This window comes from Microbispora sp. ZYX-F-249 (genome assembly GCF_039649665.1).
Taxonomy (GTDB): Bacteria; Actinomycetota; Actinomycetes; order Streptosporangiales; family Streptosporangiaceae; genus Microbispora; species Microbispora maris.
On record NZ_JBDJAW010000035.1, the window covers coordinates 72,274 to 80,767 of the forward strand.

Genomic DNA, 8,494 nt, shown 5'->3' on the forward strand with positions numbered 1-8,494 from the left:
CGTCCGCCGATCCGCGCCGGGGTCCCCTCAGAAGGAAGGAACGGCCCACCATGACCGAAAGCGTGCGGCGACTCGCGCGCGACGCACGACGCGTCCTGCGGCAGGGGCCCGCGGCGATCAGGCAGCGGCAACGCGCCCGCCTGGCCGAGATCGTGGCCTTCGCTCGCGCCCGCTCGCCGTACTTCCGCGAGTTGTACCGGGCGCTGCCGGAAGAGGTCGCCGACCCGGCGCTCCTTCCGGTCACCGACAAGAAGACGCTGATGGCCCGCTTCGACGAGTGGGTCACCGACCGCGACGTGACGCTCGAGAAGGCCCAGGCGTTCGTGGCCGACCCGGCTCTGGTGGGCGAGCGGTTCCAGGGGCGCTACCTCGTGACCACCACCTCCGGCACCAGCGGCCTGCGGGGCATCTTCCTTCAGGACGAGCGGAGCGTGGCCGTGGGCAACGCCGTCGGACGGCGGGCCCGCGCCGGGCTGGGGGCCGCGGACATCCTCCGCCTCCTGCGCGGCGCCGGGCGCACGGCGATCGTCTCCGCACCCGGCGGCCACTTCGCCACCGTCGCGTCGGCTGCGCGGTTCCGCCGGGACCACCCGCGGCTCGGCTGGATGCTGCGAGAGTTCTCGATACACCAGCCGCTCGCGGACCTGGCCGCCGAGCTCAACCGTTACAAGCCCAGCTCACTCACCGGCTTCTCCGGCATGCTCGGGCTGCTGGCCGGGGAGCAGGAGGCCGGCCGCCTGCGCATTCACCCGGGGATGGTCATCGCGGGCGGTGAGGCGCTGACGGCGGACAACCGCGCCAGGATCGCCCGCGCCTTCCACGCCCAGGTCCGCTCCGCCTACGCCGCCACCGAGTGCGGCTTCCTCGCGTACGGCTGCGCGGACGACTGGCTCCATGTCAACAGCGACTGGGCCGTGCTGGAGCCGGTCGACGCCGATTATCGGCCCGTCCCGCCAGGCCGGCCGTCGCACACGGTTCTGCTGACCAACCTCGCCAACCAGGTCCAGCCGATCCTCCGCTACGACCTGGGCGACAACGTCCTGCTGCGTCCCGGCCCCTGCCCGTGCGGCAGCCCGCTGCCCGCCGTCCGGGTGCAGGGCCGCGCGGCCGAAATGCTCGCCTTCCCCACCGGCCGCGGCGAGCACGCCGGCATCTCCCCGATGCTCTTCGGCACTCTGCTGGACCGTCTTCCCGGCATCGAGCAGTTCCAGCTCGTCCAGACCGCGTCCACCACCCTGCGCATACGCCTGAAGCCCGCGCACGGCGCCGACCCCGAGTCCGTGTGGCAGGCGGTGCGCGACGAGATCGGCCGGCTGCTGGCCGAGCACGATGCCGGCCAGATCACGCTCGAACGCGCCGAGGAGCCACCCGAGCGGTCGCCCGGCGGCAAGTTCCGCAGAGTGATCCCCCTGCAAGGCCCCTGACGTCGAGCGCATACGGCTCGCCGCGCCGTCCAGGTGTACCGGTACTGGCACCGGTTCGATCGTCCTGACGCCGTGACCGGGTTCCGGAGGTCTCTCCCCCGCCCCCGGGCGGTGCGGCGTCCCGGCGGACTCTACGATCCGGCGGTGACCACCTTCACCCGCGGGTTCCGCGGCAGACGCAGGGGTGAGGACGACCGGCTCCCGCCCGGCCAGTACCTCACCGAGGACTTCCCCGTGCTGTCGGCCGGGCCCACGCCGCACGTGCTGCGCGGCATCCGGCTGCTGACCGAGGACTGGCCGGGTTTCTGGGGGACCGCGGGCTACCACAACTACGGCGACCCGTGGCGCGAGCAGCGCTACGCCGATGACTGGATGGCGCGTCGCGCGCCTGGTCGGGGTGCGCGACGAGAACCCCACCGCCCGCACGCTGGTCTTCGACGTGCCCGTCCGCCCGGGCCATCTGGCCGGTCAGCACGTCGACGTCAAGCTCACGGCCGAGGACGGCTACTCCGCCCGCCGCAGCTACTCCCTCGCCGGGCCCGAGGGCGTGGAGCTGACCGTGCAGCGGGTGCCCGACGGCGAGGTCTCGCCGTACCTCACCATGGACATGGAGCCCGGCGACGAGCTGGAGCTGCGCGGCCCGTGGGCGGCTGGTTCGTCGGGCGTCCGGACGGCCCCGCCCCGACGGGCACCCGAGGCCGCCCGGCCGCCTCACCGCCGCCGATCTCGGCCCGTACGGCGAGGCCGACCGCTACGTGTGCGGCCCCACCGGCTTCGCGGAGGCCGCGGCGGCGCTCCTGGTGGGGGCTCTGCCACGACCCCGCCCGCATCAGAACCGAACGCTTCGGTCCCACGGGAGACTGACATGCAGGCCGACCATCTCGACGGGAACGCCCTGGCCGGTCCGCTGGCCGAGATCCTCACGGCCGACGTCTCGGCCGCCGTCAGCCGCTGCGCCTCCTGCGGCCTGACCGGTCCTGTGGCCCGTCTGCGCGTGTACGACCGGGCTTCCGGCCTCGTGGCCCGCTGCCCGGGATGCGAGGAGGTCGTGCTGCGCCTGGTCCGGAGCGCGGACGCGGCCTGGCTCGACCTGCGCGGCGCCACCACCCTGCGCATCCCGCTGGGCGGCACGAGCCCGGGCGCGTTCGCCGCGCACGAGGGCGGACAGCCCGGCGCGGGCCTATGACCGTCGAGCCGGCAGCCGGAGTCGCCCGGCCCCGTGTTCTGCTACAACGACCGCGTCGCCCGCGATTTCGTCGTGAGCGGGCCGCCGCCGGCGGAGCGGTCAGCGGTACGCGTAGCAGTAGTTCGACTTGTCCTTGAACCGGTGGAAGGCCGCCGGGTCGTGGAAGCGCCAGCGGCAGCCCGCGTCGCGCCGGCTCTGGGTCAGATACATGGTGTCGCCCTTCCGCTTGACGCAGTACGCCCCGGGTGTGGGCGTCTCCCGGTACTCGACCCACTCCCAGCCGATGCTCACGCAGTACTCGGTGAAATGCCCGGGTCCCAGCTCCACGACCCGCTTGACCGGCGTGGGCGAGGGCCGCGCCGGTTTCGCGGCCGGAGAGTCGGCGGGGACCGGCACGGTCGTCTTCGAGTGGCGGACTGTCGGACGTGTGGTGACCGTCCTCGTCAGGGCCGGCCGGGTGGTGTCCGGCCTGGCCGTCGACCGGCTCACCCGCGGCCGGTGCGAGGAGGCGGGCGACGCGGATCGCGAGGCGGCGGGCGACGGGGCTCCGGACGGAGACGAGCCGCCGCCGGTGTCCGCCGAGGCGGCCGGGGCCGTGCCGGCCGCCGCCGCTCGCTCCGTTTCGGGGGCGCGGGTTCCCGCCGGCGACCACGGCAGTGACGGCAGCAGCGCGACGGCGGCGGCCACCGTGGCCGCCACGGCTACGAGGACGGCGATGACGGCCCGGACCCGCCTGCGCCGACCGCCTCCGGGCACGGTCACCGGCCCGGACGGCGGACCCGGCGCACCGGATGCGGCGGGTACGGCCGGCGCGGACGGTGCACCGGATGCGGCGGGTACGAACCCTGCGTCAGGCGCGGCCGCTGCGGACCGCGCCTCGTGGCGCGGGCGCACGAGGCGGTCGAGGATCTCCCGCGCGGTCGGCCGCCGTCCCGGGTCCTTGGCGAGGCAGGCCGCGAGCAGGTCGCGCAGCGGCGCCTCGATCCCCTCCAGGCCGGGCTCCTGGTTGAGGATCCTGTTGATGATGGCGGGGATGGCGTCGGCGCCGAACGGCGGGCGGCCCGTGGCGGCGAACGCGATCGTGGACGCCCAGGCGAACACGTCGAGGGCGAAACCGAGCTCGCCGGCCGCGAGCTGCTCGGGCGCCATGTAGGCGGGCGTCCCGACGACCTGGCTGGTCACCGTGCTCGTGGCGGCGAGGGCGCGGGCGATCCCAAAGTCGATGACGCGCGGCCCGTCCGATCCGATCAGCACGTTCTGCGGCTTGAAGTCCCGGTGGACGACCCCGGCGTCGTGCAGGGCGACCAGAGCGGTGGCCGTGCCGATGGCGAGCCGTTCGAGCGCGCCGCCCGACAACGGCCCCCGCGCGGCCACCACCTGGTTCAGCGGAGGCCCCTCGACGTACTCGCTCACGATGAACGGCCGGCCGCCGTCCATGCCGGACTCCAGCACCTGGGCCGTGCAGAACCGGGCGACCCTGCGGGCGAGCTCCGCCTCGCGGGTGAAGTCGGCACGGGCCGCGGCGTCCCGGCCGAGCCGCGCGTGGAAGAGCTTGACCGCGACGAGGTCGCCGGACTCCGCCTCGCCGAGGTAGACGACGCCTTGGCCTCCCTCGCCGATCCTGCCGGTGATGCGGTAGGAGCCCAGGCGTACGGGATCGCTCGGCTCCAGCGGCTGCGGCATGACTCTCCGGTGGGTCGGGGGCACGGTCAAACCCCAGTATCCCCATGGAAGATCGCTTTGCAGGCCCCGTTCGCGAGGATCGCGCGAACGGGACGGCCTTGCCGTGTTGCCGGAAGGAGCCGCGGCGGGGCAAAGGCTCCCGGGACGGCCCGCCGCGTGCCCGCCCTCGGCTGACCGGGCAGAGATGAGGCCCTCCTCGATATCGCCTTCCTCGTCATCGCCGTCGAATACGTCAATGCCAAGGCGGGCCAGCGCCTCGTGCGGGGTAAGGCCGCGGACGAAGGTCGCGCAGAACGCCTCGTCATCGAGCCAGTTGTAGGCCGCGCATGGGAATCCTGTCGGGGGTCTTGTCGAACCGGAAGGCCAGGCCACGCCACTCCTTGACCTGATTGATGCACCGTTCCACCGCGTTGCGCTCCTTATAGAGATCCGGATCATGACGGACCGGGCGACCGCCGCGAGAGCCGCGCTTCTTGCGGTTGGCCGCCTGGTCGGCCTTCTCCGGGATGACCGCCTTGATCCCGCGCCGGCGCAGGTAGATGCGGTTGCCGCGGGAGGAGTAGGCCTTGTCGGCGGCCACCGCGCCCGGCCTGGTACGCGGGCGGCCCAGCTTCCCCACCTTCAGCCGGAACCTGTGCCGCCGGCGCAGGCCGGCGCGCGAACCCCTCACCGTCGTCGAGGCCATCGTTTACAGGCGTTTTGCCCCTTTGGCGCAGCCCCTTCTCCTGCTCGGCCGCTTCCTGTAGTGCTGCGGCCAGCTCGCCGTCCAGCGCCATCCCAGCAGCGTGATGGTGAGCGCGGGCCGTGGTGGAGTCCACGCTGACCAGGTCGAGGTCGGCCTGCCCGGAGCTGCGGCCTCAGCGATCACCGCCAGCATCAGCCGCTCGAACCCCCCACTCACCGCCCACGAGCAGAACCGGTCAAGACCGTGGACCAGGGCCCGTACTGAGCGGCCGGCAAGTCCCGCCACGGGTTAGCGGTCCGAAATCGCCACATCACCGCGTCGAACTGCTGCCGCAGGTCCGGGATCGGGCCTCGCTCACCCAGCGGCAAGTGCGGCTCGATCAAGGACCACTCCTCGTCAGTGAGGTCTCCACCCGCCATGGCGGCGCGGCCCGTGCCTGACAGAGCCATCATGAGCCAGGGCATCTCACGAATGCGCCGCCCGCGACTCTCGTTCGGCGGAGTCAGTGACCGCCGTGCGCGCCGGTGATGGTGGCGCCGATCTCCGCCAACCGCTCGGCCGCGTAGCCGGGGTCGATCAACGCCTCGGGGGTGTGGAGACCGGGCTGGACGGGGGCGCCGCGCAGGCCGAGCAGCCGCTCGACGCCGAGGGCGACGCCGAGCGCCGTCAGGGGGCGCTGCCCCTCCGGGTGGAGGAGGTAGCGGCTCGTCCTGAGGGGTGCGCCAACGCGATCCACGCCTTCAAGGTCGATCCTGACCTCCGCGGACGGGGGCCCGCCGCGCCGCCTGCCTGCCGATTCACCGATCGCGAACGCGACGCGGACGTTGGCCGCGCCTGTCGCGACGGCCAGGCTCGGCACGTCGAGGATGGGAACGATCTGGCCGGGCAGCACGGCGCCGTCGACGCTGGTGACCTCCACCTGCGCGTCGGGGCCGCTGACCCAGTCGAAGACGCCGTCTCGGCGGACGGGCCCCGCCGAAGTGGCGGCCAGCAGGCGTGCCACGTCCGCCACGGCCGCGGGTCCGCCGCCGTCCTGTTCGTCCAGCACGCCGCTGACCTCGATGGTGTCGAGCCGGTCGAACTCGCGGGCGAGGCCGAGCACCGCGAGGACGACGATTCCCGCGTACCAGTGGCTGGCCAGCAGGATCGGCGCCGCACCGGCTCGCAGGCCGGCGGCGACGACCTCGGGTCCGATGTCGACCAGGCCGTTGGAGATGCTGACGTACGGCAGGCCGCGGTCTTGTGCGTAACGCAGTCCGTTCAGGCGGCTGTCCCACACCGCTGCCACGACCGCCGAGTAGCCGTCGGTCCGCTGGAGGCCGAGGCCGTCCCGCCGCACATCGATGGTCACGGCGGTCGCGCCGCCGAGCTCGTCGGCGACCCGCCTGGCGCGGTCGAGATCGCGGGCCGCGATCGTCAACGGCAGCTCCGGGTACCACCGGCGCAGGAGGTCCGCGGTCTCCGCGCCCACCTGGCCGGACCCGCCCATGATCAGTACGGAGCGCTCCACAGTGATGCCCTCTCACTAACTTACATTCTGTAGGTTACATTTTGTAGCTTATCCTGGGAGGTAAAGCAAGGGAGGACGATGACCACGGGATCGACTCGCCTGTCCAGGCCGGCCAGACGGGAGCAACTGCTCGACACCGCCATGGCGATCGTGCGCGCTCACGGCACCGACAGCCTCACGCTGCTCAGCCTGGCGGAGGCCGCCGGAGTGAGCAGGCCGATCGTCTACGACCACTTCGGCACCCGCCCCGGCCTGCTGATCGCGCTCTACCGGCGGCTCGACGAGCGGCACCAGGCCGCCCTGGAGGAGGCCCTGCGCGACGCCCCGGCCGTCCCCCGCGAGATAGCTCGCGTCCTGAGCGCCGCCTACTTCGCCTGCGCCACCGACATGCCGGAGTGGACCGCCATCTCGGCCGCGTTGAAGGGCAACCAGGAGATGGAGGCGATCGAGCGCGAGTTGCTCGACGGCTACACGGACCTGATGGCCACCGCCCTGCGGCCGTACTCCGGGCTTACCCAGGAAGCCCTCCGGCTGCGCTGCGTCGGCGCGCTGGGCGCAGCTGAGGCGATCGCCGCGGAGCTGAACCGGGGGCGGGCCGTCGTCGCCGAGGCCATCGCGGCGCTGACCGACCTGATCCTCGGCAGCATCGACGCCGGAGCCGGGGACTGACACTGTCCCGGCCCGTCGTGTGGTGCTGCGGAGTGGAGGTGGAGGGCTACCGTCCCCGGCACCCACCCGCTTCTGACCCGACAGGGACGCCGAGACGTGCGGGTATCTGACGGAGTTGCGCGGGCGGGCCGGGCGTTGCGTGCACGCCGAGCTCACGCTGCGGCATCGCGGTCGGTCACGGCCAGGTGACGATGCTGATGGACCGTGTGGGATCGCCTCGCCGCGATCCGGCGGCGGTCGTCAGCGCCTTCCCGGGGACGGAGGGAGAAGGGCGAGCTGGTAGCGGTCGCGGTAGGCCACCCGGGAGCCGGGAGCGTTCTTGACGCGGATCACCCGTACGGTGTGACCCGCCTCGCGCAGTTCGGCCCAGTGGGCCCGGCCGTACACGCGCCAGCCCTCCGCGGTGTACCAGAACCGGAGCCGGGGGTTGTTCAGCGGCGGCAGGCGCAGCCCGTTCAGCGAGGAGCACGGACCACCCGACGCCCACCCCCCGCGCAGCCGCGTGCCCGAGGGCCGCTCGCCGTCGTCGCGGGGGATGTCCGCGTCCACCCAGCTCGTGATCGTGTCCGCCAGGATCCGGTAGAGCACGCCGGCACCTCCCACCCCCAAGGATGGGCCGGATCGCCGGCGGTGACCAGAGTGCGGAGCCTCGGGCGGAGTACGGGCACTCGCGGTGGGCCTGGCGCACCAGCCTCTGGGCGATCTCGGGTCCGACGCCCGGACGCCTGGCCGCTCCCGTCAGAGAGAGCCGGCTGGGGCGGCCCGTCAAGGCCCGAAGGCGGCCGCGGCATGACGGCGCGGCCGAGACGGTGCGCACGTGGGTCCGCCGGGCCGAGATTGACGCAGGACTGCGGCCGGGAACGACGCCCGCGCAGGCCGAGGAGATCCAGCACCGACCGACCTCCGCGAACCTCATGGTGACGCCCCCCTGAAACGAGGCGTTTGAGGCGCCCATGAAGCGGCAGCCGCATGTGGCCAGTTTGCGACGCAGGGAACGTCCGCGGCCGTCCCGCTCTATGACGAGGTGCGCGAGAGTTTCGCGAAGTTCGCACAGGGACTCGACGTCGGGAGCCCTGCCACGGCGGGCCGGGGTGCTGCTCGAGGTGGCAGACCCCCGGCGACCCGCCGCTTCCGGGTTCTCTTGGGCACCGAAGGGCTGCGGATGACCCAGCAGGCCCACGCCGAGCGGCTCAAGACGTGGGCCGGCTGGGAGGAGCTGTCGGCAGCGGCTCACCGACTGCTCGGCCTTCTGGTTGTTCGGCTCGGACGTCCCTCGGCGTACGGGCCGCGGCCAGCCACAGGCCGGTGAACACGGCGCAGGCCAGCGTCGCGGCGCC

Annotated in this window: 6 protein-coding genes and 1 pseudogene; 3 read left to right on the forward strand and 4 right to left on the reverse strand. The window is 73.1% G+C overall.

Annotated features, from left to right (window positions below; translation table 11 throughout):
• Nucleotides 1-50: 50 nt before the first annotated feature.
• Nucleotides 51-1,424, forward strand: coding sequence for a hypothetical protein (locus AAH991_RS31145; RefSeq protein WP_346229497.1), 1,374 nt, complete (start codon nt 51-53; stop codon nt 1,422-1,424).
• Between the two features lie 364 nt (nt 1,425-1,788).
• Complete coding sequence (locus AAH991_RS31155; RefSeq protein WP_346229498.1) at nt 1,789-2,610, forward strand: DUF6510 family protein; 822 nt, start codon at nt 1,789-1,791, stop codon at nt 2,608-2,610.
• A gap of 99 nt (nt 2,611-2,709) precedes the next feature.
• On the opposite strand, the gene AAH991_RS31160 is transcribed toward AAH991_RS31155, so the two are convergent.
• From AAH991_RS31160 to AAH991_RS31170, 3 genes and pseudogenes are all read right to left on the reverse strand, one after another.
• Complete coding sequence (locus AAH991_RS31160) at nt 2,710-4,293, reverse strand: serine/threonine-protein kinase (RefSeq protein WP_346229499.1); 1,584 nt, start codon at nt 4,291-4,293, stop codon at nt 2,710-2,712.
• Between the two features lie 301 nt (nt 4,294-4,594).
• Nucleotides 4,595-5,397: pseudogene (locus AAH991_RS31165) on the reverse strand (transposase).
• Nucleotides 5,398-5,480: 83 nt separating this feature from the next.
• On the reverse strand, nt 5,481-6,488 hold the full coding sequence (locus AAH991_RS31170; protein WP_346229500.1) for a saccharopine dehydrogenase family protein: 1,008 nt from the start codon (nt 6,486-6,488) through the stop codon (nt 5,481-5,483).
• 78 nt (nt 6,489-6,566) lie between these two features.
• Here AAH991_RS31170 and AAH991_RS31175 point away from each other — a divergent pair, with 78 nt between their 5' ends.
• On the forward strand, nt 6,567-7,157 hold the full coding sequence (locus AAH991_RS31175; protein WP_346229501.1) for a TetR/AcrR family transcriptional regulator: 591 nt from the start codon (nt 6,567-6,569) through the stop codon (nt 7,155-7,157).
• A 240-nt stretch (nt 7,158-7,397) separates the two neighbouring features.
• On the opposite strand, the gene AAH991_RS31180 is transcribed toward AAH991_RS31175, so the two are convergent.
• A complete protein-coding gene (locus AAH991_RS31180; RefSeq protein WP_346229502.1) occupies nt 7,398-7,745 on the reverse strand; it encodes a hypothetical protein in 348 nt (115 codons plus the stop codon).
• Nucleotides 7,746-8,494 lie beyond the last annotated feature (749 nt).